The organism is Haloechinothrix alba (assembly GCF_900188115.1).
Classification (GTDB): Bacteria; Actinomycetota; Actinomycetes; order Mycobacteriales; family Pseudonocardiaceae; genus Haloechinothrix; species Haloechinothrix alba.
Genome location: NZ_FZNW01000026.1, coordinates 17801 through 38759 on the forward strand (window position 1 = coordinate 17801; position 20959 = coordinate 38759).

Annotated in this window: 26 protein-coding genes and 1 tRNA gene; 8 read left to right on the forward strand and 19 right to left on the reverse strand. The window is 68.1% G+C overall.

Annotated elements, in window-relative coordinates; genetic code table 11:
• Nucleotide 1: 1 nt before the first annotated feature.
• Nucleotides 2-274: a hypothetical protein gene (locus CHB84_RS19880; protein ID WP_245818860.1), complete on the reverse strand. Its 273-nt coding sequence runs from the start codon at nucleotides 272-274 to the stop codon at nucleotides 2-4.
• Nucleotides 275-516: 242 nt separating this feature from the next.
• On the opposite strand from CHB84_RS19880, the gene ahpD reads away from it, so the two are divergent.
• Together ahpD and CHB84_RS19895 are read left to right on the forward strand one after the other, a co-directional pair.
• On the forward strand, nucleotides 517-1068 hold the full coding sequence (ahpD, locus tag CHB84_RS19885) for an alkylhydroperoxidase, AhpD family (RefSeq protein ID WP_245818861.1): 552 nt from the start codon (nucleotides 517-519) through the stop codon (nucleotides 1066-1068).
• Nucleotides 1069-1511: 443 nt separating this feature from the next.
• Nucleotides 1512-1799 (forward strand): hypothetical protein, encoded by a 288-nt coding sequence (locus tag CHB84_RS19895; RefSeq protein WP_089303184.1) that lies wholly within the window; start codon nucleotides 1512-1514, stop codon nucleotides 1797-1799.
• Between the two features lie 29 nt (nucleotides 1800-1828).
• On the opposite strand, the gene CHB84_RS19900 is transcribed toward CHB84_RS19895, so the two are convergent.
• The 3 genes from CHB84_RS19900 to CHB84_RS19910 form a co-directional block, all read right to left on the reverse strand.
• A complete protein-coding gene (locus tag CHB84_RS19900; RefSeq protein ID WP_089303185.1) occupies nucleotides 1829-2806 on the reverse strand; it encodes an NAD(P)H-dependent flavin oxidoreductase in 978 nt (325 codons plus the stop codon).
• A 166-nt stretch (nucleotides 2807-2972) separates the two neighbouring features.
• The gene (locus tag CHB84_RS19905) at nucleotides 2973-3590 is read right to left on the reverse strand and encodes a dihydrofolate reductase family protein (protein WP_089303186.1); all 618 of its coding nucleotides are present in this window, start codon (nucleotides 3588-3590) and stop codon (nucleotides 2973-2975) included.
• A gap of 83 nt (nucleotides 3591-3673) precedes the next feature.
• Nucleotides 3674-5326, reverse strand: coding sequence for an acetolactate synthase (locus CHB84_RS19910; RefSeq protein WP_089303187.1), 1653 nt, complete (start codon nucleotides 5324-5326; stop codon nucleotides 3674-3676).
• A 170-nt stretch (nucleotides 5327-5496) separates the two neighbouring features.
• Between CHB84_RS19910 and CHB84_RS19915 the strand changes: the two genes are divergently transcribed.
• A tRNA-Pro gene (locus tag CHB84_RS19915) sits at nucleotides 5497-5570 on the forward strand.
• A 122-nt stretch (nucleotides 5571-5692) separates the two neighbouring features.
• Here the strand turns inward: CHB84_RS19915 and CHB84_RS19920 are convergent.
• The 14 genes from CHB84_RS19920 to CHB84_RS19980 form a co-directional block, all read right to left on the reverse strand.
• Nucleotides 5693-6859 carry a tyrosine-type recombinase/integrase gene (locus CHB84_RS19920; protein WP_089303188.1) on the reverse strand — a complete coding sequence of 389 codons (1167 nt, stop codon included), beginning with the start codon at nucleotides 6857-6859 and terminating at the stop codon, nucleotides 5693-5695.
• Nucleotides 6843-7070 carry a helix-turn-helix domain-containing protein gene (locus CHB84_RS19925; protein WP_089303189.1) on the reverse strand — a complete coding sequence of 76 codons (228 nt, stop codon included), beginning with the start codon at nucleotides 7068-7070 and terminating at the stop codon, nucleotides 6843-6845. The genes CHB84_RS19920 and CHB84_RS19925 overlap by 17 nt, the downstream gene beginning before the upstream one ends.
• A gap of 196 nt (nucleotides 7071-7266) precedes the next feature.
• A complete protein-coding gene (locus CHB84_RS19930) occupies nucleotides 7267-8622 on the reverse strand; it encodes a DUF3987 domain-containing protein (RefSeq protein ID WP_089303190.1) in 1356 nt (451 codons plus the stop codon).
• A 62-nt stretch (nucleotides 8623-8684) separates the two neighbouring features.
• Entirely contained in the window at nucleotides 8685-9611 is a 927-nt protein-coding gene (locus CHB84_RS19935) for a bifunctional DNA primase/polymerase (protein WP_089303191.1), read from the reverse strand.
• A gap of 229 nt (nucleotides 9612-9840) precedes the next feature.
• Nucleotides 9841-12096 carry an FtsK/SpoIIIE domain-containing protein gene (locus CHB84_RS19940; RefSeq protein WP_245818862.1) on the reverse strand — a complete coding sequence of 752 codons (2256 nt, stop codon included), beginning with the start codon at nucleotides 12094-12096 and terminating at the stop codon, nucleotides 9841-9843.
• A 32-nt stretch (nucleotides 12097-12128) separates the two neighbouring features.
• Entirely contained in the window at nucleotides 12129-13016 is an 888-nt protein-coding gene (locus tag CHB84_RS19945) for a DUF2637 domain-containing protein (protein ID WP_176440048.1), read from the reverse strand.
• Nucleotides 13013-13474 (reverse strand): hypothetical protein, encoded by a 462-nt coding sequence (locus tag CHB84_RS19950; RefSeq protein WP_089303193.1) that lies wholly within the window; start codon nucleotides 13472-13474, stop codon nucleotides 13013-13015. Before CHB84_RS19950 ends, CHB84_RS19945 begins: the two co-directional genes overlap by 4 nt.
• Complete coding sequence (locus CHB84_RS19955) at nucleotides 13474-13731, reverse strand: hypothetical protein (RefSeq protein WP_089303194.1); 258 nt, start codon at nucleotides 13729-13731, stop codon at nucleotides 13474-13476. The genes CHB84_RS19950 and CHB84_RS19955 overlap by 1 nt, the downstream gene beginning before the upstream one ends.
• 1 nt (nucleotide 13732) lies before the next feature.
• Nucleotides 13733-13948: a hypothetical protein gene (locus CHB84_RS19960; RefSeq protein ID WP_089303195.1), complete on the reverse strand. Its 216-nt coding sequence runs from the start codon at nucleotides 13946-13948 to the stop codon at nucleotides 13733-13735.
• Nucleotides 13945-14427, reverse strand: coding sequence for an RRQRL motif-containing zinc-binding protein (locus CHB84_RS19965; RefSeq protein ID WP_089303196.1), 483 nt, complete (start codon nucleotides 14425-14427; stop codon nucleotides 13945-13947). The genes CHB84_RS19960 and CHB84_RS19965 overlap by 4 nt, the downstream gene beginning before the upstream one ends.
• Entirely contained in the window at nucleotides 14427-14939 is a 513-nt protein-coding gene (locus tag CHB84_RS19970; RefSeq protein WP_089303197.1) for a hypothetical protein, read from the reverse strand. Before CHB84_RS19970 ends, CHB84_RS19965 begins: the two co-directional genes overlap by 1 nt.
• Before the next feature lie 124 nt (nucleotides 14940-15063).
• Nucleotides 15064-15201: a hypothetical protein gene (locus CHB84_RS23050; protein ID WP_176440049.1), complete on the reverse strand. Its 138-nt coding sequence runs from the start codon at nucleotides 15199-15201 to the stop codon at nucleotides 15064-15066.
• Nucleotides 15202-15348: 147 nt separating this feature from the next.
• The gene (locus CHB84_RS19975) at nucleotides 15349-15552 is read right to left on the reverse strand and encodes a hypothetical protein (protein ID WP_089303198.1); all 204 of its coding nucleotides are present in this window, start codon (nucleotides 15550-15552) and stop codon (nucleotides 15349-15351) included.
• Nucleotides 15552-15863 carry a hypothetical protein gene (locus tag CHB84_RS19980; RefSeq protein ID WP_089303199.1) on the reverse strand — a complete coding sequence of 104 codons (312 nt, stop codon included), beginning with the start codon at nucleotides 15861-15863 and terminating at the stop codon, nucleotides 15552-15554. Before CHB84_RS19980 ends, CHB84_RS19975 begins: the two co-directional genes overlap by 1 nt.
• A gap of 155 nt (nucleotides 15864-16018) precedes the next feature.
• On the opposite strand from CHB84_RS19980, the gene CHB84_RS19985 reads away from it, so the two are divergent.
• The 5 genes from CHB84_RS19985 (at nucleotide 16019) to CHB84_RS22520 (ending at nucleotide 19468) form a co-directional block, all read left to right on the forward strand.
• On the forward strand, nucleotides 16019-16375 hold the full coding sequence (locus tag CHB84_RS19985) for a helix-turn-helix domain-containing protein (protein WP_089303200.1): 357 nt from the start codon (nucleotides 16019-16021) through the stop codon (nucleotides 16373-16375).
• 237 nt (nucleotides 16376-16612) lie between these two features.
• A complete protein-coding gene (locus CHB84_RS19990; RefSeq protein WP_089303201.1) occupies nucleotides 16613-17812 on the forward strand; it encodes a helix-turn-helix domain-containing protein in 1200 nt (399 codons plus the stop codon).
• A complete protein-coding gene (locus tag CHB84_RS19995; RefSeq protein WP_089303202.1) occupies nucleotides 17809-18393 on the forward strand; it encodes a flavoprotein in 585 nt (194 codons plus the stop codon). The genes CHB84_RS19990 and CHB84_RS19995 overlap by 4 nt, the downstream gene beginning before the upstream one ends.
• Before the next feature lie 156 nt (nucleotides 18394-18549).
• A complete protein-coding gene (locus CHB84_RS23055) occupies nucleotides 18550-18714 on the forward strand; it encodes a hypothetical protein (RefSeq protein ID WP_176440050.1) in 165 nt (54 codons plus the stop codon).
• Complete coding sequence (locus CHB84_RS22520) at nucleotides 18707-19468, forward strand: type 2 periplasmic-binding domain-containing protein (protein WP_141134747.1); 762 nt, start codon at nucleotides 18707-18709, stop codon at nucleotides 19466-19468. The genes CHB84_RS23055 and CHB84_RS22520 overlap by 8 nt, the downstream gene beginning before the upstream one ends.
• Nucleotides 19469-20091: 623 nt before the next feature.
• Here the strand turns inward: CHB84_RS22520 and CHB84_RS20000 are convergent.
• Nucleotides 20092-20553, reverse strand: coding sequence for an SRPBCC family protein (locus tag CHB84_RS20000; protein WP_089303203.1), 462 nt, complete (start codon nucleotides 20551-20553; stop codon nucleotides 20092-20094).
• Nucleotides 20554-20959: the final 406 nt, after the last annotated feature.

The window sequence follows — 20959 nt, forward strand, 5'->3', positions numbered from 1 at the left end:
GTCAGGCCGCCGGCGCTGCGGCGGTGACGCTACCCAGCGCGGCTCGGCCGGCCTCGGTGACACGGGCGGGTACGACCTCGCCCCTGCGACCCGGCCGGTCGGGCGCGATGAGGCCCCTTCGGACGAGCGAGTGGGCGGTGAGCTGGTCGGAAAAGGTAAGTCCGTCGAGGAACAGGTCGGGCTCGCAGCTGCAGGTCAGCTCCGCCTGGCCGCGCGCGACAGCGCGGAGCGTCGCGCGTTCTCGATGATTGAGTTCGTCGGCCTCCGTAGACACCGTCAGTGTCCTTTCCTGTGAGTCGGCCCGGTGACCACCCATGCGTCATTGAAACGCAACTCGCTGATCGTCTTCATGGGTGCTGTGTCGCAGAACACTTATACTGTGTTGCAGGTCACTTCCATATGGCGGGAGCGCGTAGCCGCAGGTGATGCTTTCGGGCGGCCCGGTGAGCCGTGCCCGGGCGGCCGGAGCGGGAGGGAGAACACACTGGACCCGGCGACGCCGCTGGCGGGAGTCTGATGTCTCGGATGTCACTGGCCGAGCTGCGGGACACGCTTCCGGACTACGCCACGGACACCAAGGTCAACCTGGACAAGGTCATCGGTAACTCGACCTTACCCGATGGCATCGTATGGGGAACGGCGCTGGCGTGTGCCTATGCCGCACGGAACGGAACCGTACTACGGGCCTTCGACGCTGAAGCGCGGCAACGCCTGAGCGCGGAGTCGGTCAGTGCCGCCAAGGCCGCCGGATCGATCATGGCGATGAACAACGTCTTCTACCGGGCCAAGGACATGCTGGCGGACCCGGAGTACGACTCCCTGCCTGCGAAGCTGCGGATGCAGGTCACCGCCCGTCCCGGCGTGGACAAGGAGCTGTTCGAGCTGTGGGCGCTCGCGGTGAGCGCGATCAGCGGTTGCCAGCGGTGCCTGGAGCTGCACGAGCAGGTGCTGCGAAGGAACGGAACGTCGCGGGAGACGGTGCACGAGGCGCTGCGGATCGCGTCGGTGGTGCATGCGGCCGCGGTGACCGTCGAGGCGGAGGAGGCGCTGGCGGAGGGTGGAGCCTGACAGCCCGAGTGCCGGGACCGCTGATACACCGTCGCCCTCCGGACCGGCCGCCGGCGCGGTAGCGCCGGTGGGTCCCGGGCGGGTGGCCGGAGTCCATCGTGCAGGTCGGTGCGCGTCGGTATCCGATCGACTGCCAGGCCACCTCGGCGAGCAGGATCTGCCCCTCGGCGCCGGGGTGGAAGTACTCGCGTGTCGTGACGTGCCGCTCCTCGAAGGTCGTGTCGAACGCGGCATTACCGTCGAACTCGCACTGGCTGCACCCGGAGCAGACGCTTTCCAGCTCGGTGTTGTAGTCGATCACGCGTTGCCGGAAGGCCTCGCGACGCTCGACGTCCTCGGGGGCGTCCGAGCGGGGGTTCTCCAGCAGGGATGGGCAGATGTCGTAGCTGTCCCAGGTACTGGCCGCGTCGTCGTTGTCGCGGAAGAGCTCCCAGAGCTGGTGGATGTCCGGAATCGACGCGACCTTGACGCAGGCGCCGGGAATGCCGCTGTCCAGGCGCGACATAGCCGCATCGAACTGCTCGCGGAAGGTATCCACATCGGTCATCTCCTCGATCGTGCCGGAGCTGTCGGAGTCGCTGGTGCACGGTTACCGGCAGGGCACCCGTGACGACCGGGAGCGTCCGGTTCCCGATACGCGGATGCTCGACAGGCTGCGCTCCGGACGCGGCGCACCGTCTCGTCGTTCACGCGGCGGGACGGCTGCACTACCGGGTCTCCGGGCGGTGTGAGGCTTCCGCGGTCACAGCACGCGCCCCGCCTACCGGACGGTGGTCAGCCCCGCCAGCCTGCGTTGCACCAGAGCGGTCGCCTCGGTGGCTATGCGGTCGACGAGCTCGGCGACGGTGGGGATGTCGTTGATGATGCCCTGCACCATGCCCGCGCTCCAGATACCGGCCTCGAGGTCACCGTGGTCGAAGACCTGTCGGCCGCGCGCGCCCGCGACGAGGTCCCGCACATCGGCGAACTCGCCGCCACCGTCGAGGATCTCCACCACCTTGCGGCTGACCGAGTTGCTGGCCACGCGCGCCGTGTTGCGCAACGGCCGGAAGATCAGCTCGGTGTCGCGCTCGGAGTTGGTGACCATCTGCTCCTTGACGCGCTGGTGCACCGGTGACTCCTGGGTCGCCAGGAAGCGGGTGCCCATGTTGATCCCGTCCGCGCCGAGGGCGAGCGCTGCCACCAGCCCTCGGGCGTCACCGAAGCCGCCGGAGGCGAGCATCGGGATGCTGATCGCGTCCGCCGCTGCGGGGATCAGCACGAGCCCGGGGATGTCGTCCTCGCCCGGGTGACCTGCGCACTCGAAGCCGTCGATACTGACCGCGTCCACACCGAGTGCCTGTGCCTTGACGGCGTGCCGGACGCTGGTGCACTTGTGTATGACCTTGATGCCGGCTTCGGTGAAGGTGGGCATGTGTTCCTGCGGGTTGAACCCTGCCGTCTCCACGATGGTCACACCGGACTCGATGATGGCGTCGCGGTACTCCTCGTAGGGCGGCGGGTCGATCGCGGGCAGGATGGTCAGGTTCACACCGAACGGCCTGTCGGTCATCTCCCTGGTGCGCGCGATCTCCTTGGCCAGCGCCTCCGGGGTCGGCTGGGTCAGCGCGGTGAGGAAGCCGAGTGCGCCGGCGTTGGCGACGCCTGCGACGAGCTCGGCCCGCCCGACCCACTGCATGCCGCCCTGGGCGATGGGGTGGTCGACACCGAACAGCTCGGTGAAGCGTGTGGTCAACATCGGTGCACGTCCTTCCCTGTCGCGCCGCTTGCCTGCCCGGGCACTCTGAGGGGCTGTTGGCATAAAGTCAACAGAACTGTGACGGGTAGCTCAGCAGTGGATCGAGGCAGTACCGGACCGGACAGGGACGAGTGACCGCTCGCGTGCGGGCATCGGGTCGCGTGGCCTAGTCGAGGGCGAACGAGCCGTGCTCGAGCCGGCCGGCGCGCTCGTATCGCGTGACCGTCACGCCGGTGCTGGTGGTGGTCGTCTCCGCCAGCGTGAACGCGCGCGGCACGGCTCCGTCGGCGAACAGCCGCTTACCGGAGCCGAGCACGACAGGGAAGGTCGTGAGCCGGTGCTCGTCCACGAGGTCGTTGGCCATCAGGGTCTGGGTCAGGTTGCCGCTACCGTGCACCTGGATCTCGCCGCCCGGTTGCTGCTTGAGTTTGCCGACCTGTTCGGCGACGTCGCCGGAGAGCAGGGTGGTGTTGTGCCAGGTGGCTGTGTCCAGCGTGCGCGTGGCGACGTACTTGGGGACGCTGTTCAGCGTCGCGGCGACCGGATCGGTATCGCCGCTGACGCGGGGCCAGTGCGCTGCGAAGATCTCGTAGGTCTTCCTGCCGAGCAGCAGGACGCCACAGCGCGCGATCCACTCGTCCATGAGCTGACCCAGCTGATCGTCGAAATGGGGAACGAGCCAGCCACCGTGCTCGAACCCGCCGTCGCGGTCCTCATCGGGACCTCCGGGAGCCTGCATCACCCCGTCCAGCGACAGGAACGTCCCCACGACCAGTTTGCGCATGTCTGCCTCCGTGTTCGTTCGGTGGTGTCAATGTGGAGACCACCGAAGCGACACGAACTCATCGCCGTCGAGCCCGCGAGCAGTCAGATGCCCATCGTGGAGCGGGGGTAGGCGTTGTCCGGGTCCGTGATCACATTGACCAGGTAGGGCACGTCGGCGTCGAGCGCGCGACGGAGTGCCGGCCCGATCTCGCCGGGCTCGGTCACCATCTCGCCCCCGCCCCCGAGCGCGCGGACCACCTCGTCGTACCGGGTGCCGGACCCGAGCTCCGCGGCGGCATGGTAGCCGTACAGGAACTGCATCGGGTGCTTCTCCAGCCCCCAGCCGCTGTTGTTGCCCATGATCATCACGACGGGCAGCCGGTGGCGTACGAGGGTGTCGACGTCCATCAGGGAGAACCCGGCCGCGCCGTCGCCGAGTAACAGCACGACGGGGGAGGACGGCCGGGCGAGGCGCGCCGCCATCGCGTAACCGAGCCCGGTTCCCAGGCACCCGTACGGGCCCGGGTCGAGCCAGCAGCCTGGCCTGCGGGGTTCGACGTAGCGCCCGGCATAGGAGACGAAGTCCCCGCCGTCACCGATCACGACGGTGTCGTCGTCGGTGTGGCGCAGCAGCTCCCGGTAGATGCGTGCGGGGTGGATCGGCACGGCGTCGCTGTCCAGGTCCGCGGCGTCGGACGCGATCGCGGCATCGGCGGTCCGGCGCAGCTCGGCGGCCCAGTCGGCGTGTGTGGTGTGCGCCGACTGCCGCTGCCATGCCGAAGTCAGCCCGTCCAGCGCGAGCGTGAGGTCGCCGGACGCGGATCCCGCGAGATCGACATGGCCTGCGAGTTGCTCGGGGGAGTCGGCGATGTGACACACCTGCGCGGCAGGGGAGCCGTCCTTGCCGCCGAAGGAACCGTAGCCGAGCCGGAAGTCCAGCGGGGTACCGACCACGACCACGAGGTCGGCGGCACCGAAGGCACGGGAGCGCGCACGGGTGACCAGGAGGGGATGGCCTGCCGGTAGGACACCGCGGGCGGTCCCGTTCGTGATCGTCGGCAGGCCGATGGTCTCGGCAGCGCGGCGCGCGGCGTCCTCGGCCCCGTCGGTCCACACGTCGGAGCCCAGCACCAGAACGGGGCGCTGCGCGGTCGCCATCAACCGCGCTATCTCGTCGAGCCTGCCCTGGTCGGGTGGGACCGGTTGCCGTTCGGCCGGTGGCGCGGCCGTGGAGGTGGCCTCGCCGAAGACCTGCTCGATGGGGATGTCGAGAAAGACCGGTCCGCGGTGCGGGGTGCACGCCACCTGGAGCGCGTCGTGTACCGCGTACGGGACCTTCTCGGTGCGCTCGATCGTGGCGGACAGCTTCGTCACCGGCGCGAGCAGGGGAGGGTGGTCCAGCTCTTGCAGGCTGCCCGAGCCCCACCGCGCCTGTGGCGCGCGGCCACCGATGGTCAGCAGCGGTGAGCCGTTGAAATGCGCCGTGGTGACCCCGCTGACGCCGTTGGTGATGCCGGGCCCGGCGGTCAGCACGGCCAGGCCCGGTGTGCGGGTCAGGCGGGCGGTTCCCTCGGCGGCGAACACGGCTGTCTGCTCGTGGCGCACATCCACCAGCCGAAGCGGCGGCTCGCCTTGCAGGGCGCCGTCGTACAGCGGGAACACGTGCCCGCCCGACAGCGTGAACATGGTCCGGATCCCGTGTGTGCGCGCCACATCGGTGGCGAGCCGGCCTCCGTGCCCGGTGACCTGAGTCATCCTGCCTCCCGCGATGTAGTGCTGCCGCAAGCTACTCCGCGAGTGACCGGCATGTCCATGATCACTGTCGGCCGAGGTCGCCGGGACAGGCGCGCAAGAAGGGGAGCCGCCTGTCGGTGGCCGGATCGGGCACGGTAGGCTTCACTCAGTCCACGGTAAGTGGGTAGGTCCGGGCTGTAGCGCAGCTTGGTAGCGCACTTGACTGGGGGTCAAGGGGTCGTGGGTTCGAATCCCGCCAGCCCGACCGGCCGCACAATGGGGCTCTGACCTGAAACCGCAGGTCAGAGCCCCATTGTGCTTGGTTGGGCACTCTCGCCAGCCGGTATGAGCCCTGGCAGCAGTCCGGCTGCGTGACTAACTGAGTGACTATCGCTTGCGCTTGTTCCGTGGGAAGAGCTGATCCATTGCGGTTGCTCCTTCGACCATGACGGGGCGGATCTCGTGGCGATACACGGATTCAGTGACTGTCGTTCCGCTGTGGCCGACGAGGCGAGCGATGTCCTCCAACGACACCCCGGAGTTGGACAGCAGGGAGACGAAACTGTGCCGCATCTCGCGCGGCGTCCAGTCCTCTGGTGTCAGTCCAGCCGCCTTGACGACCTTCCGGAACTCACGTCGGACGTTGTGCGAGTCAAGGGGAGTACCGACTTGTGACGCGAACACCAGCCCGTGCTCTCGCCACCGGCCGCCTGCCTGCCTCTTGATCTCCCGCTGCCGGAGGCGGTGCAGCCTGAGAGCGACCACGCAGCGATGTGGCATGGCGAGCGTACGGCGAGACTTTCTGCTCTTCGTGTCACCGCCTTCGCGCACCGAGTGCCACACACTCACCGACGGCGACACCGGGTCCGCCGCGTCCTTGTCACCATAAAGATCAACGTGATCCCAAGTTAGTGCCCGTAGCTCCTCGGTACGGGCCCCGATCAGCAGTGACAGGACAATGTAGGCATGTAGCGGTGAAGACTCTGAGGCCTTGAGAACGGCTTCAGTCTGTTCGAACGTCAGCGACTTCGATGGCCTCCCTTCTAGGCCGGTGGGGACGTCGCAGAGTGCGACGACATTTCGCTTGACCTTGTCCCGTGCTTGAGCGTGCTTAACCGAGCGATTCAGTATCGAATGCAGCAGGCGCACCGTTCTAGTGCTGACAGTGGCAGCCACGTCGGCAAGCCACTTGTCGACGGCTTCAGCCGACAACCGTCGTAGCTTCGCCGCACCGAGTTTGGGAATGAGGTGAATCTCAGCGAGATTGCGGTAGTTCTGTATCGTGCTCTCATCGCGGCCATTCAGTCCGTATGAGAGCCAGCTTTCTACGGCGTCGCCCACGGTGTAGTGCTCGGCCTCCATCGGTACGCCATCGTCGAGATCACGCATGATCTCCTTGAGCTTGTCTCGCGCGGCGGTTTTAGTCTTCCCACTGGCCTTCTTGACAATGCGCTTGCCGCGGCCGTCGAAGCCCAGTGATACTTCCGCGATGTAGCGCTGTCGGCGCTCGCTCCAGTACAAGCCGCCCTCACCGCGACTACGCCGCTTGGCCATAGTTTCCCTCCGATTCGCGTTCGAGCAAGCCGATGTAGTCCTGAATGGCCGATGCCGGAATAAGGCGTGTGCTTCCCTGCTTCACCGAGCGCAGTCGTCCCGCGCGCAGCTGCTCGTACAGGTACGACCGACTCATGGAGAGCAGGCGCATGGCTTCGGGCACTCGGTAGAGTTGTTTGGCCGTTTCCAGTGGTTCCGTGCTGCCAGGCATTGGGCTCCCTTGCTTGCGATGTCACGGTTCGCTGGGTGTGGCACGGCTCTGTCCTCCTGGTCGGATGGTTGGGGCTGCGAAGGTGGCGAACTTTCGAACTTTGGGGCTGACCTGGGGTTTCGGTGTGACCTAAGTTCGCGGCCGCGAACTTAGGGTTTCGCGTTTTCCCTGGTCACGACCTAGGTTCGAAAGTTCGCTATGTTCGCGTGGTCGGCTCGCGGGCGGTGTAGATCTCGGCGCCGCGACCGGGTTTGCCATCGGCGCGGGGGCGGGTGGTGCGGGTGATGTGGCCGGCTTCGATGAGCTGGTGGAGCATCGCGGTGATGTCTTCAGCGGGGGTCTTGCCCTTGAAGAATCCGGTGGTGATGTCTTTGCGGGTGCGGCCGGTCTCGCCGGCTTCGGCGATCCATGCGGCCAGCCGGGCCGGTGTGTGGGTGTCGGTGAATACCGCGCGGGCGCTGGCGATGCTGTAGCGCACGAGCGCGGCCGCAGCGTGCAGGTGGTTGGGCTCGATGGTGCTGGTGGTGTCGAGGGCGGCGTGGATGGCGGCGATGCGCAGGCAGGTGGGGGCGGCGCGGGAGATGAACTGTTCGACGGGGCCGGTGTCGCCGTGGTCGCTGCCGAACTCGACGTAGAGCTTGCGCCAGAGGTCGGCGGCCGGACCGGTCATGACCATGCTGCGTAGCCGTGCGCCGGCGGCGAGCCGCTGGGAGAAGGAGAAGGCGAGGCTGCTGATCAGCTCGCTGGGCGCGCCCTGGGTGAAGGGCAGGAACTTGGAGCGGGCCACTGCCAGGGGCAGGAACCTGTTGTAGGTGCCGCCGGCCATGTCGCTGGCAGAGACTTTGCTGCGGAACTCGCCGGGGGTGATGTGGGCGAGGATGCCCACGTGGCTGCTCGGAGCGATGCGGGCGGTGACGGTCAGGGTGGACAGATCTCCGCCTTCCCACGCAGCCCGCAGGATCGCGGAGAGGCTGTTGCCCTCGCGCTTCATCTTGGCCATCACCCCGGCCCATTCGGGTTCCATCACCAGTAGCCGCAGGTCGCGCGGCCCGTCGTGCCGGGCCGGTGGTGCGTCCGGGTCCGGGTCCGGAGTGCTGGTGTCGCTGCTGTCGGTGGTGTCGCTGGTGGTGAACATGGCAGCCAGCCCTTCCCCGGAGGTCAGCCCGGAGCGGACGTTGTCGTGGCAGAAGTCCGTGTCGACCGTGTCCAGGAGCCGCTTGGCTGTGCTCCACGACGTGCCCTTGCGGCCCGCGCTGGTGCGGCCAACCAGCAGCGGCCACACGAGCAGCGGGTGGACATCGTCGCCGGCCTGCACATGGGGGCCTTGCCCGAGGTGCACCCCGGCCGCGCACAGCAGGGACGCGAGCACGGCCACCGGGTCGGCCTCGGTGGTCGGTTCCAGCTCGCGGGCCAGACTGCCGAGGTAGCAGTCGAACACGGCCGGATCCAGCGCGGGCAGCGCCGCCCGAGCCCGGGCGACTTCGGCCGCGGCCTGGTCCTCGGCTGCGGCCTCCTCGGGCACGGCCCGCAGCGGGCGGGCAGCATCGGTCATCGCGGGGTCTCCTCCCACAACACGCGGATAGTCTCGGAACGGGGCACGGGCACCGTGTCCACTTAGGCGGCCTCCGTACCGGGCCGGGCGGTGCGGGGCCGGCGGGTACCGGCGTCGAGGCCGGCGTGGATGACGCGGGTGATCTCGCGGGTGGTGCAGTCGCAGTCACCGGTGGCCATGTGGCTGGCCGCGGCGGTGAGGTCGCGGGCGGCGGCGTCCCGGTCGAGCAGGCCGGCGCCCACGAGTTGCCCGAGGGCGTAGGCGGCGCGGGACAGGGTGGCGTTGTGCTGCCCGCGAGCGGCGCGCTGTACCCGGGCGAGTTCGTTGCGTAGGGCGGCGGTGGTGTACGAGTCGCGCCGCTCGGGCGGGATCTCAGCCCTGGCTGAGGTGGTCTGTGCCGGCTTTTCGAGCAGGGCTTGGACCAACCAGGCGGGCAGCTCGACGGGGTCGCGATCGTCGTGAAGCTCGTAGCCGCCCTCGGGCAGTAGGGAGCCGGGCGCGACGACGTAGCCGCCGGCGGCGCGGGTGTCGATGTGCGCGCCGAGGGCGTCGCTGGTGTTACGGAGTTGCACACCGGGCGGGGCGGTGTAGTAGTGGTGCGTGCCGCCGTTGGGGGTGGTGACGGTGTAGGTGTCGGGCAGCTCCACGCCCCGCTGGTGGCACAGGTGTGCCAGCACGGTGGCCCCGTCCGGGTCCGGGCGGCCGGTCTTGGCTGGGGTGTCGAGATCGACCACCACCAGGTGGGCGGGTCCGGTGGCCAGGCCGATGTTGAAGGGCGCGGTCGACCAGGCGGCCCGGATCCGGTCGGGGTCGGTGGTGGCGCGCTGCTCCCAGCCCTGGTGCTCGCTGGCGCATACTCCGGTTCCGGGGCAGGTGGCCTGGCCGTGCAGGGCCGGCGTCTTGCTGTTGGGGCGTAGCGGGAACACGGGCCAGCCCATCGCGGCGAGGTAGAGCGCCCATTCCCGCAGGGCGGTGGTGGTGGCGTCCATCGTGGGTTCCTTCCGTCGGTGTTGGGTACGCGTGTGTCCACGCGGCTGGGTGTGGGGTGTGGGGAGGGAGGCGCGGGCCGGGGCGTGGTGCCGGCGGCTGTGGCCGGGTCAGCGCTGGGTGGCTGGTGGGGTCTCTGGCCTCCCTGGTGGGGTGTTGTTGCTGGTCACTGGTGGGGAGTCGGGTGTGGGGATGTGGGTGGGGAAGACTCCCTAACTCCCGGGCTGCGGGTTAGCTGGTTCCCTGGCTGTCGCCCTCCTCCTCCTCGTCGTCCTCGTCCTCGTCGGTGTTGGTGTGCTCGTCGCGGTGGGTGAGGGCGGCGCGTACTCGTTCGGCGGAGACCTGCATGGCACCGCCGGTTTTGTAGGGTGCGGCGTCGTAGCTGGCGAGGTAGTCGGTCAGGTGTTGGAAGGTCCAGTCGCGGTAGGTGGCGCGGTCGCGCTCGGCCAGCCGGTGCAGGACTTCCATGGTGCGCATGCGTTTGTGGCCGGTGAGGATGTCGGCGATATCGGCCAGCGGGTCGGCCCGCTCGGACTCGGGGGTGGCGGTGTCGGTGCTGGTGATGCCGGCCTCCTCCCGCAGGGCGAGGGCGCGGTCGACGACGGGGGTGATCTCGTCGATGCCTTTTTCTTTGCGCACGTAGTTGCAGCGGATCAGCCCGGGCTGTGGGGCGAAGCCGGCGGCCATGGCGGTGCCCACGTCGTCACCGGCCACCAGCGTGGTGGCGCTGTAGCCGCGCTTGTGCATGCCGGTGCCGAGGATGGCGTCGTTGCCCTGGTGGTCGTTGATGGCAAACGCCACCCGGTGGGAGGCGGTTTTGCTGATGCCGCGGGGCAGCGAGGTGGCATCGGCGTCGGGCGTGACCCACAGCAGGGTGATGCCGGTCTTGCGGGCCTTCTTGGTGACCTTCAGCGCGAGTTCCTTGGCCTCGGTGCCGTAGGTCTTGTGCGTGAACAGCTCGTGCACCTCGTCGAACACGACCACCCTCGGGCGCATGCGCGGGTCGCGGGCGGCGATATCGCGGGTGTTTTTCGGGTCATCGCCGCCGAGCTCGTCGAGGATCTGGCCGCGGCGGGTGACCTCGCCGGCCAGCTCACGCAGCGCGGTGATGGCCTGCTCGATGTGCTCGTCCTCGTCGCCTTTGACCAGGGTGCGCAGGCGGGGCCGCATGGGGTCGTAGTCGACGTTGTAGGCCAGGACGTAGACGTCGATTTCGACCAGCGGGTCGAGCATCGCCCCCAACACCAGGCAGATGACCAGGGAGGATTTGCCCGAGCCCATGATCCCGGCGATGAGGTAGTTCGCCGCCATCAGCCGGGCGGTGATGCGCTCGCCACGCACGTTCACCCCCACGGGCACGCCCTTCCAATAGTCGCTACTGCCCTCGGTCAGCAGCGGCCACGCCTCGATGGGGCCCGAGAGGATGCCCTGGTCGGCCACCCACAGATCCAGCACCCCGGGCTGGTTCTTCGGCTCGGTGGGCCACACCTCGATGGGTTTGCGCATCAGGTTGTGCGCCAGCACCGCTTTACGTTTGGCGATCTCCTCGACCGGGACGCCCTGCGGCAGCAGCAGTTGCGCGTGCCAGCCCTTGCCCATGCGGGTGGCACCGGTGATCCAGCGGGGCCGCCACCCCTCCTTGAGCGCCCGATTGAGCGCATCAATGTTGAGGTTGCCCAGCGCCGAGAGGATCGCGCCCTCATCCGGCACCACCTCCCGCTGCTCCCCCTCATCCGCCGGGGGCTGGGCCCAGCGGGGTGTGTGCCCCTCCTGCCGCCCCAAATGCCACAGGATCGCCACCACCAGCGCGCCTGAGCCCAGCGACAGCAGGAGGCCGAAGGCGGAGATGAACCACACCGCCCAGCGCACGAACTCGACCACGCCGGCGATCGGGTCGATCACCCGGCCGGCCTGCCCATCGGCGACGGCGAGGATCACCCCCAACCCGAGTAGGAGGCCGACGAAGGCGGCGGTGCCGATGGCGACGGCCTTGACCAGCTGGATCGGAGCCTGCAGCCAGCCCATCGCCCGCTGGTGGCGCTCCCGCTTGGCGACGCGCTCGCGTTCCTCCCAGTCGGCGACCCGGTCGTAGTCGCCGGCGGCCTCAGCGGCGCGCATCATCCGCTCATACCGCGAACTGGTGTGGGCCTCCCACAGTCGGCGGGCGGCCACCCCCGCCCCCGTGGCGACGTAGGCGCTGTGCCGGGCCACCGCGCGGCCCGTGGTGCGGGTGCGCGGATGCGTCGCCGCGGTACGCAACACCCGGCCGGTGGCCACGACGTCGTGGCGGTAGCCGCGCCACCGCAGGGCGGCCTTGTGCCGCTCCGGCAACCGCGGATAGTTGTCCTCGTCGACGATCTCGCCCTCGATCACCTCCCCCGCCTCGCGCGGCTCCACCGCGCGGCCGGGAGCGGTGTTGGGCAGGTAGCGCACATTGCCGTGCTCGCGCTGCTCTCCGTCGTCTCGACGGTCCCTGTCGTGCTCCACTGGTCGCTGCCCCTCCTGGTTGCTGGTGTGGGTTAGTGGCCGGTGCCGATCGGGGCCAGCGGTCGGGCCTCGATCGGGCTCGATTGGTTGGGCTCGATCGCGGTGGTGGTGGTGTGTTCGTCGCGCAGCTGGCGGGCCCGCTGCGGGCCGCACCGCAGCGCCCGCCGGATCGACTCCGCCGAGGTCGGATCGACCTCGACCGCCGGCGAGGCGATCGCCGCCGCCAGCTCGGCCCGCAGGTCCTCGATCGAGCGGTGCGCCGGCCCAGCCGACGCGGGGGCCGGCTCCGCCTCGGTCGGGCTCGATTCCCGCCGGTCACCACCGCGATCGACCCCAGCCGCAGCGGGCGGTGTCGGGGGCGAATCGGCGGTGGCGATCGGCGGCCCCTCGACGGGGTCAGTCGAGGCCGACGTACCCACCGGCGTCGGTGCGATCGAGGAGCCCTCGATCGGGTCCGACTCGATCGACGCTGCCGCCTTAGCTGTCGAGTCCTGTGCCTCGCGGTGGTCGGCGTCGGCGGCCAACAGCACCGCCAGATGCACGGCGGCGGCCAGGGCGGCCGGCGGGATCGCCGCCACGGAGACCACCACCGGCCAGGGGGTGTCGACCGCGTACAGGGCCATCGACTTGTGCCCGGCATTACCCGCGATCGCCAGGGCGACCGCGACCAGGCACAGTCCGCGGGCGTAGCCGCGGCACCGGCGCGCGGCAACCGGGGCGAGCCAGGCCAGGGCGGCCACCGCGGCCATCACATCCAGCGCCACCGGCAGGCTCGCCGCCGTCCACGTCCCATAGCCGGTACGCAACGCCAAGCTGTACAGCGCTTCGGCACTGGCCGCGATCGCCGACAGCGCGATCACCGCAATACCTACTCGCAGCCAGACGTGATACCACCCGCGCGTCCTGCTCCGCTCGGTCACGCCGACCACTCCCCACACCCCTCACCAGCCCCATCCGCAGCCGCACCGGCGTCCGCGTCGGCCTCGGGCTCGCTGGCCTCTCCGGTCTCGGTGGTCGCAGTGGTGGGGCGGGCGCGGGCACGCAGGCGTGCCGAGCGGGCCACCCACAGCGCCACACCCAGCACACTGACCACGACCCACCACGGCGAAACCAGCACAGCCAGCGCCGTCGGCACGGCCAGTACCGCCAACTCAGGGACGTGCCAGCCCAGCCACGTCACCGCGCGATCCATCCGCGTCGCCTCCCCCGTCAGTGCCCGCTGCTCACCGGCGAGCAGGTCCTGCCACGGCACCGCCTCACCCCGCCGCGGGGCAGGGATGCCGGCCGGCGTCGCCGCCCGCCCAGCGGCCGCGGGCACACCCTGCGTCTTGTCCTGTGTCTCGTCGTGCGTGTCGCTGGTGTTGGTGTGCTTACTCATCACGGGCTCCTTCCGGGTTCACGCGCCCGCCGCGGCGGGCGCGTACTGGGTTGGTGGGGATGCCGCCGGCCGGTCGATGCGGCCGACACTCCGGCGGTGAGGTGGGTGTCGATGCGCTGCATCGCCACCTCCAGCGCCCGGGCGGTCAGCACGACCGGCATCCGGGCCAGGTGCAGCAGCGCGAAGGCCAGCGCCAGGCCCAGAAACCGCAACAGCGCGGCGGTGCCGTAGCGCTCCAGCACGTCGAAGCCAGACATGTCAGATCACCTCTCGGGTGCGTAGGGATGTGGCGCGGGCGTGGGCGGCCGCCGCCAGCGCCCGCTCGGTCACGGCTTCCCCGGATTCGTGGGTTTCGGTGGCCAGGCGTTCGTGCGCGTGGGCCATCGCCTCGAGGTAGTCGGCCACCTCGTCCGCGTCGGCCTGTGGGCGGGGCCGGCGCAGCCCCAGGCAGGTCAGCTCGGACAGCGCGGTCATGCCGCCACCCCCACCTGCGGCGCCGCGATCGGCTCGCCGGCCAGGTAGTCGTGCAGGTAGTCATCCGCGTCCAGCTCACCCAGCCGGTAGCGGCACGGTTCGCACACCGGCCGCTGCCGCGGCAGATACGTCTCGGTGTCGGTGCCGCACTGGCCGCATGTGCGCCGGGCCGCCAACGCGGTGTGCACCGCCCGCCACCGGGCCGGAGTCATGGCCCGCACCGGCCGCGCCTGGCTGATCAGGAACAGCTCGGCAACCACCCGCGTGTACGCTGCTCGGTGCCGAAACATCAGCAGCGCCACCGGATCCTGCCCGCCCGGGCGCAGCCCCATCGCCCGCAGCTGGCGCCGCGTGGCCAACCGGTCGTGGGGAGCGAGCCCCCACGACAGCAGCGGCAACCCCTCGAAGGTGCCGCGCGTGAACTCGGCAACATCCGACCACGGCACCGGACGCAAATCCCACGGCAACCGGCGAGCCATCACCCCTCACCCCCAGCACGCCGCAGCTCGTCGAGGTGGGCGACGACGTCGGCCTCGTCGTCGAGCCCGAGCCAGTCGCATACCGCCGCATGCTCGCGATGGAAGCGCCGTGCCTCGGCGATGACCCGTTCGTCGTCGGCATGCTCGGCGAACCCGAGCGCTTCACGTACCGCCGAGAGCACCGCAGCCGTCTCGACGTGCAAGGCCTCGGCACGCTGACGTTGCGCCCGCTCGCTGCGCACCCGGGGCCCGGTGCTGGCCTGCTCGAGGAGCTGCCGTTGCCGCTCCCGGTGTGCCCGCACCTGCTTCTTGGCGATCTCCCACAGCCAGTACCGCTCCCACCTGGCCCGCACGGCCAACAGATCGGCGGTGATGGCCGCGGAATGCCGTCCACGCGCCCCGGCCACCGCAGCGTCCCGGTCGGGCTCGGCACCGGCCAGGCGGCGCACCTGGTCCAGCTCGTCGCGCACGGCCTCCAGCTCGTGCCGAACCTCCTCGTGGTCGTCTACCATGGGTGTCCTCCTCGAATCGTCAGCTGAATGGTTGGGGAGCCCGGCCGGCGGACGTTCTTGGCGGGACCACTCGCCGGCCGGGGCACCGCAACGGTCAATACATCGGCGCATGCGGCGCTCCCTGCTACTTCTTGCGGTTGCGCTGGTCGGTGCCTTCGAGCTTGCGCAGGCTCCGGGTCGAGCCCGACGTTTCGCGCCAGTCCCGCTGGGCATTGCGCGCATACTCTTTAGCCGCGGCTGCGGCGTCCTTGGCCTTACCCATCGATTGCTCTCCTTGTCCTCGGTGTGTGCGTGCTCGTGTGGTCAATCCAGCGCCGCGACACAGCGGCGTCAGGTCTCGGCTTCGACGGCGGCCAGCACCACGGCCCACAGCAGCAGCGCGGCCACCACAACAGCGGTCGTCATCGCCTCACCCGAGCCCGGAAATGGTCTCGGTGATCACCCGCGCCACACCCTGCGTGAGCTGGGTGAACGGACCGGAGACCGCCGGCACACCGGCCAACATCGACAACGCCACCGCACCCGCGATCACCCAGGCGATCGCGCCCTTCTTCAGCGCAGCGATGACCACGACGGCAGCGATCGCCAGGCACACGACCAGATACAGACTCATCACGCCGCCTCCCCATCGACCTCGCCGACCGGGGCGCGCTCCAGCCGCACCGGCAACGACCGCAACACCTCGCGATCGGCACGCCGGCGAGCACGCCGCGCCCGCACCTGCCCCCGCACCTCGCGATGCACCCGCTCGGTCTCCACGCGCGCCTCCGCCGCGAACTCCCGATCGGCCTCCTCAATCAGTGCGTCAATCTCCGCGCGCTCTCTTGCCATGTCCTCCTCCTGCTGAACAGCTACAACGTCCGGGTCCAGAACCGTGCCCAGGCGCAGCCGCGCCTCCCGGTCCGCGATCCGCGTGAACTCCATGCGGCTCCAATTCGTTGGTGATGCAGGACGTAAGTCCCAACGCAGGACCTAATATTAGGTCATATATTGGGAGTGTCAAGCCCGGCTGGTCGGGCTCGAAGTTTTCGCAGATCAGGGCTAGTGTTAGACCTGATACCGGGAGCAGTGGAGGTGTGGTGAGCAAGGACTGGCAGGCGGTCTCGGCGGCGATCAAGTCTCGGCTCGATGAACTCGACATGACCCAAGCCGAGCTGTCCCATCGGGCGGGTGTGGCCCTGGAAACCGTGCGCGAACTGCAGCACAATTTGCGGCCGCGGCGACGCAGTCCCCGCACGCTTGGGGCCGTCTCCGAAGCACTGGGGTGGCCGTCGAGCCACCTTGCGGCCATCGCCGATGGCCAGAGCCCGGACGATCCCGACGCCGGCGATCCAGTGCTGAGCGAGCTGGACCGCATCAATGAGACGCTCACGCACATCACCGCCCGCCTTGACGCCATCGAGCGTCAGCTAGCTGACGGCGACGGGCGATCCTGATGTACTCGACACGTAACCGCAGGGCACAGATGTGCGCCCGCAGTGCCGCTGTGGTACAAGCTGGTTGGCTGCTCATGGCTGATGTGCCCTTTCAGCTCGCCGTTTCTGCTCGGTCGCCAACCACTGTCACGGCGCAGGCGGCGAACCACGCGCACTCACGTACGGCCGCTCAGAAGTACGGGCACCACCCGCACAAAAGTGCGGGCCACCGTCAGCCGCTTGGGGTGAAGTGGGGTCATGGTTACTGAGGGACCGATTGGCGAGCGCGTTCGCATCTACCGGCGTCGCCGCGGACTTGGCCAGAAGGAACTCGCGCACATGGTGGGCCGCTCGGAGTCGTGGCTGTCCCAGGTCGAGCGGGGCATCCGTAGCGTGGACCGGCTGTCAGTGCTGATCGATATCGCGCGCGTGCTCAAGACCGACGTGGAGACGCTGTCGGGGCACAAGATGGCCTACGCCCCCAACGGGCAGCCCGAGGTGGAAAGCCTCGATGAGATTCGCGACGCGCTCAGCGCCTACCCCGGGTTGGGGTTGAGCGAGGTGCGTACCAGCCCGCTACCGGAGATCGAGCAGCTCACCACCGAGGTCCACCGCCGATACCAGGCAGCCGACTACGGCGCGGCGGCCAGCATCCTGCCGCGCCTAATCACCTCGACGGAAGCCGTTGTCGAGGACAGCGCCTCACGGGACTTACCGGCGGCGCTCGGGGTGCAAGCCCAAGCGTATGTGGCAGCGGCCAAGCTGGTCACAAAGGTCGGTGACGGCCAGCTGGCCTGGATCGCTGCCGACCGGGCGGCCAATGCCGCGATGCGGGCGGAGTCACCCGTGCTCAAGGCGATGGCCGCGTACCAGGTGGCGTGCGCGTTCCTGAAAATGGACCGCATCGAGCAAGCCGAGCACGTCGCAGCGACCACCGCAGAGAACATCCTCGACGACTCCCCGGCAGGCATCTCCGTGCAAGGCGCGCTATTCCTGATCGGCTCGGTCATCGCCGGCCGCCGCAGCGACCGCGCCGAAGCCACCGAACGGCTACGTAGAGCCGAGTACCTGGCCGATGCGCTCGGCACCGATGGCAACTACGGCTGGACGGCGTTCGGGCCCACCAACGTCGCGATCCATCAAGTATCAGCGGCCGCCGAGCTAGGAGACGCGCAGCAGGCCATCAGCAAGGCCGAAGCACTCGACACCGACGGGCTACCGGACGGGCTCAAGAGTCGCCGGGCGCAAGTCCACATCGACACCGCGTGGGCCTACTCCCAGCACCGCGAGGATGCGGCAGTGGTCATCAACCTGATGGAAGCCGAAAGGGTCGCCCCGCAGGCGCTGCGCTACAACGTGATCGTGCGCGAGATGCTTCGTGAGCTGCTCAAGCGCGAGCGGCGATCAGCCACGCCAGGCTTGCGGCAACTCGCCAAACGGGCTGGGGTGCTGCATTGAGCGCGAGCCCGGTCGTCTACGTCATCGGCACAGCCGCGCCGCCCATATTCGACTGGCCCACCCTGTTTCGGCTACTCCGCGAACGGGGCTGGAAGCCCCATCCGGTGCTCTCGCCGGTCGCGGCCACCTGGTGCGACCTCGACGAACTCTCCACCGCCGCTGGTGTCGACGTCCGCGTCGACCTGCGCCGCCCCACCGAACCAGATCCCTGGCCGAAGGCCGATGCCGTGCTCGCCGCGCCGCTGACGTTCAACACCATCAACAAGTGGGCAGGCGGACACAATGACACACTCGCGCTCGGGCTGCTCAACGAGCTGATGGGCGAGGGGGTCCCCATCGTCGCCGCACCCTGCGTGAAGGCCGTACTGGGAAGTCATCCCGCCTACCTCCGTAGCTGCCGGTTGCTTTCTGAATGTGGGGTGAACGCCGTTGACCAGGCTGAAGTCTTGGTTCGTCGGGAGCAAGACAAGGTCAGGTTCTTGTGGCCAAAGCTCGTTGATGCGGTCGATCGCGTAGTGCCCCAACAGGCACTAACAGAGTCGGACGATGAGCACGCAAGAAAACTCGATGACTCTACGTAGCGAATTGGTTACAGTGATGCGCATGGTGTGTACGTGAGACTGTCGGTGGAGCATGATGGTATGGAGTCCTCAGGTTGAATGACTACGTGAAAAGTTGTTGAGTTTCGAAATTTGAAGTAGCGGAGGTTTACAATAATGAGTGGGAACACAATAGTGATGACCTCCGACGAGTTGCGCGAGCAACGATCCGAACTGTTGCGCTCGGTCGGCGCAGACTACGAGGAGCTCAAAGAGCGGGCCGAGCGTTACGACCTTCGGTCCCGCGAGCGTGCCGTATGGGAATCTATCCAAAGTATCGACTATCTGCTTGGCAATGAGTGAAGAAGTCGATCCGGTTAATGAACTCAAGAGGCTCGCCGATGAGTTCGCTGATACGTTTAGTAGCCGGTTGCAGCGCATCCTTTTAGATGCTCCAACATTCGAAGCGGTGATACACCCCACATCGTCTGATTTTTCAAGTGGTCGGGTTGTGGTAGCCCCGTTGTCGTCCCACGAGCCCATGGAGGTTCGCGAGTTTCCCTTGAAAATATCGCGCCAAACTCGCATGACCTTGTTCGTGCGGCTCGACTGTTGCTGGGACTCGGGCCAAGACTTCTTGGCCGTTGACCAGTCGTATGTGAAAGTTTATGCTTCGGGTTCCAGCGAACCGCTGTTCCGCGTCGAGTATCTGAGGCGCCCCGATGGTGTCCCTGCCTCGCATGTTCAGGTTCATGGTCATCGCGATGAGTGGGTGCATCTGATGATGTTTGGCGATCGTGGGCGCCCAGGTAAACGAGCGAAACGTGACAAAGTAGCGCGTCTCTCCGAATTTCATATGCCGACTGGGGGGCACAGATTTAGACCGTGCGTTGAGGATATTCTTCAGTCATTGATTGAAGAATTTGGAATTGATGTCAATGAGGACTGGAAGCGAGCAGTAGAGGAGGGAAGGGCGGAGTTTCGCCGCCTACAGCTTCGCTCAGCTGTGCGTGACTCGCCAGCTGAAGCCGCCGACGCGCTGGTGGAGCTTGGGTACCAGGTAGTGCCCCCAACTCCGCAGCCTTCGGAGAAGTGGGAGCGCCTGGCTGCTCACTAGACTTGGTGTCGGTGTTAGCGGTTGGTGAATGCTGCGGGCCGGGGAGCGCCAGATCTTCTCTACTCGAAGGATGTGAGCGTGCGTCTCGCTAGCTGAGTAAGCCCAGCTGCATGAATATGCCCCCGATGCGCCCCCCGAATAGCACGCACTGCGTCCGTGTGCGCAGGTCACAGCCCTGATCTAATCCGACGGTAAATCAGCTCCACGGAGCATTGTCGCGGCCTGACCGCGTAGATGCCTCCTCATCGCGGCGGCGCCAGCTCGGATTGCGTGACTAACTGAGTGACAACCGGTGCGGATACGCGCGGACACAGGTGGACGCTAGGGGAGTGGTCAGCGAGCTACCTGGCAACGGCTCTGCTGGGTGAGCGCCCCCGTTAGGTGCCTGGGGGTCAAGGGGTCGTGGGTTCGAATCCCGCCAGCCCGACCGGCCGCACGATGGGGCCCTGACCTGAAAGAACGGGTCAGGGCCCCATCGCGCTTGGTTGGGCGCTCTCGTCTCATGCGCGCGAGGCCCGGTGTTTATCGATCGATATCCGGATCGTTCGGATGTAGCCATCGGCAAGTGCGCCTCGCGGTGCAGAGCGGAATCTCGGTGAGTCTCAGCGCGGCTCGTGGGTCTGTTACCGCTCCAGGTGGGCGGCGAGGTTTGCCAGCGAGGAGGCGAGCCCGGCCGCGTGAGCCTCCGCGGAGATTCCTGCGGGGACGTCCTCGGCCCGGATGTCCACGCGCGTCCCGGTACCGGTAGCGGTGACCTCCCAGGTCATGATCATGGTTCCCGCGTAGGCCGGGTCGTCGGAGACGAAGTCGACGGCCTGCACCACACGGACGCCGGGGACGATGTCGACGAAGCGAGCCTCGACGATGTCGGAGTCCGCCGTGGCCTTGCCGGATGCGGTCGACGTGTCCGCGTAGGTCAATACCATCCGGTACGACCCACCCGGCCGGGCATCGAATCGCTCGAACCGGCCGCTCATCCCGGCAGGTGGCAGCCATGCGGCGAGCGAGTCCGGATCCACCAGGGCGGAGTAGACACGGTCCGGTGGGGCCGCGATCACTCGAGACGCTGTGTCCGTCCGTGTCATAGCGTCATCCTAGCGAGAAAAGCACGAGGACAGGTGGGGCCGGACCGGCCCCGCGATCCGCAGGTTGGGTGCACCGGGGTGCCGGAGCCCGCGCATCGGGCGAATGCTTCACGCGCCCATTACCGCTTTATTGCCGCCCTGTTTTCCCGCGCGCAATCCGCAGTGCGCTCGGCTGTCGCCTGCGCCTGTGATCCTTCCCGATGTGCCGTCGTAACAGGAGTGCGACCTCTGTCATGTTTTATCGAGTTGTCGGGGTTGTGCCGAGACCGCGGAGGCCGAGGAAGGCTAGGAGGTCCGAGTCGTGCGTGTACTGGTCGTGACGGTGGTTCACAACCCGCGGGATGCGCGGATTCGGTATCGGCAGATTCGTGCTTTGTTGGAGGCGGGTCACGAGGTCACCTATATT